The sequence below is a fragment of the Candidatus Desulfolinea nitratireducens genome (assembly GCF_982879505.1).
This window is the reverse complement of the sequence record NZ_CEYOSI010000349.1, coordinates 1-2,197: the sequence shown is the minus strand read 5'-3', so window position 1 is coordinate 2,197 and position 2,197 is coordinate 1. Positions and strand designations below refer to the sequence as shown.

The 2,197-nt window shown below is 54.4% G+C and carries 1 protein-coding gene; it reads right to left on the bottom strand.

What is annotated here, in order from left to right; all coding sequences use genetic code 11:
- Positions 1-10: 10 nt before the first annotated feature.
- Positions 11-1,762 carry a dynamin family protein gene (locus tag AC3DOM_RS17660; protein WP_487920356.1) on the bottom strand — a complete coding sequence of 584 codons (1,752 nt, stop codon included), beginning with the start codon at positions 1,760-1,762 and terminating at the stop codon, positions 11-13.
- Positions 1,763-2,197: the final 435 nt, after the last annotated feature.

The following is a 2,197-nucleotide window of genomic DNA, read 5'->3' as shown; positions in this document are numbered from 1 at the left end:
CATTAAGAATTTACTTCAACACGGATTGAGAACGCGCGCGCAGCGCAGAGAGCGACTGGCGCAGCTCCTTCAGGGTGGCCTCGGTATTTTCAACCCGTTCACGTTCGGAAAGAATATAACGCGTATAGGGGGCGACACCATCCCGCATGCGGGCGACCGCGGTTTCGGCTTCGTTTCCAAATTGAGTGGTCAGGGCCTCGATCAACTTACCCCGCAATTTAGTCATTTTACTCTTGAAATTATCCTTGGCCTGCTTTCGCTTAAAGGGGATCACGAAAAAGCCCAGGATGGCCATCGTGCCAGCCGCCAGGGTTCCGGTAATATCAAGTGCGGAGGAGAGCACAGCCCAGGTGACGATTGCCCCCAGGCCGACAGCGCCCACTTCGAGGAGCGCCATCTGCGCGACAGCAGCCTCGACATTGGCCGCCAACTCGCTGGCCTCCTGGTTGCTGTCGTAGGTTTCGACGATGGTCTGGACGGTTTTCCCGACCGTGTCGATCAACTCACGCCGACGTGTATCCCGCGGCCCGTAAGCCTCGCCGACGAGATGCTCGCTGACCTGGGCCTGCCGCCGTTGAAGATAGCCCATCACCTGCTGCCACTCGTGGAGATCCTTCTGGACCAGCCAATCGATCAGGCGCTGGACCTGTTCCTCGATCCTTTGCGGCATCTCGACCAGGACCTCCTTCTCAAATTGGGCACGGACTTTTTCGCCGCGGATCAATTCCTGGATATTGGTCAGGCGGAGTTTGCTGTCAAAAAAGTCGATCCCGCGGTTCTCGATCCGGAAGAGGATATTCTCGACTTCGGCGAGGCGGGGACCAAGCTCACTTTCCAGCTCACTTTCGTAGGCGCTGATCGCTATTTCCAGGGCCCTGACGGTATCCTTGTCATCCTGCAAGACGGTGGCCTGGGTCTGGTTCAATTCCTCGGCCCGGGAAACCAGATTATCAGCGACACCGATCGGGTTGTTGAACTTAAGTTCCAGCCGGGTAACATCGTCCAGCGTGGCGTTGATATAGTCCTCCAGCGCATCCAGGCGGCTCTCTGCGCGCAGGCGCCGGGCCTGAGCGGGATCCGCCTGGGACCGCGCACTCTGGGCTAATTTGGCGGAAACAGGGAAGAGGTCAGGTTTGTCTCCGAGCAGAACCGAGGCGTGTTTGATGACAAAATCCCGGACTTCATCCAATGCAGAGGCCTCATCAAAGATATCGATCTTGTTCAAAATAAAGACCACCTTTTTGCCCCAGGTCAGGATCCGTTCGAGAAATTGACGTTCGCTTTCAGTCAGCGGTCGATCGGCAGAGGTGATAAAGAGGACCAGATCGGAGCGCGGGACAAATTCATCGGTCAGGCGTTCATGCTGGCGGATGACGGCGTTGGTGCCGGGGGTGTCGACGATATTGAGTTCCTTCAGGATGGGTAAAGGATAGGTGTAGATCGCATAGCCCTCGTCAACGATCTGCTCAGCCGCCTGCTCCCCCCATTTGACCAGGGTCACGCGGGAGGTGGTCGGGGTGGCCCCTTCAAGGAGGGCTTTCTCGCCCAATAAGGCATTCAGGAGGGCGCTTTTGCCGGCGTTGAATTCACCGGCAACGACGATCAGGAAAAGCTCATCCAGTTGGAGGATCGCTTTCTGGAGGCTATCCAGAGATTCACGGGGGAGCTCAAGCCTGGAGAGGGCTTGCTGAATGCCCGCGAGGCTTTCTTTTTCTTCACGCAGAAATTCAGCTTGTTGATCGGTGAGGATGGATTGACGCATAGGGTGCTCCTGATTTTTGCAGGGTTGGTTTGTTAGGGAAAATCCAGTGTTGAATACTTTGTAATTATACAGCCAAAGATAGACCCCAACGCAGAGCATTGGGATAAGGATTTTAGAGAGCCTCCCGCAGGTTTATCCTAATCAAGACCCTGCGCCAAGGGAAGCTGCGAGACGCTTTTCTCTATAGCATGAGACTAAAACCCCACGCTATTTATGGATACTCCGGTAATTTAGTTTATCAAAATTGACCTATGGCATTTCAACCTTTCCTCCGCCGCAGTAGGGCAAAGGCTATTCCGAAACCAAGGCCAAAAACAAGACTGTATTGAATGAATGGTTTCATCCAATCATCTTCATGGATGGGGTATAAACTGATCTGAAACGAGCCTAGACAGGAGGCTCAACGAGTCCGGACCTGATTGAAAACGTGTCTAG

Coding starts and splice junctions, on each gene's coding strand:
- AC3DOM_RS17660 (WP_487920356.1), bottom strand. CDS start 1,762: ATGCGTCAATCCATCCTCACCGATCAACAAGCTGAATTTCTGCGTGAA.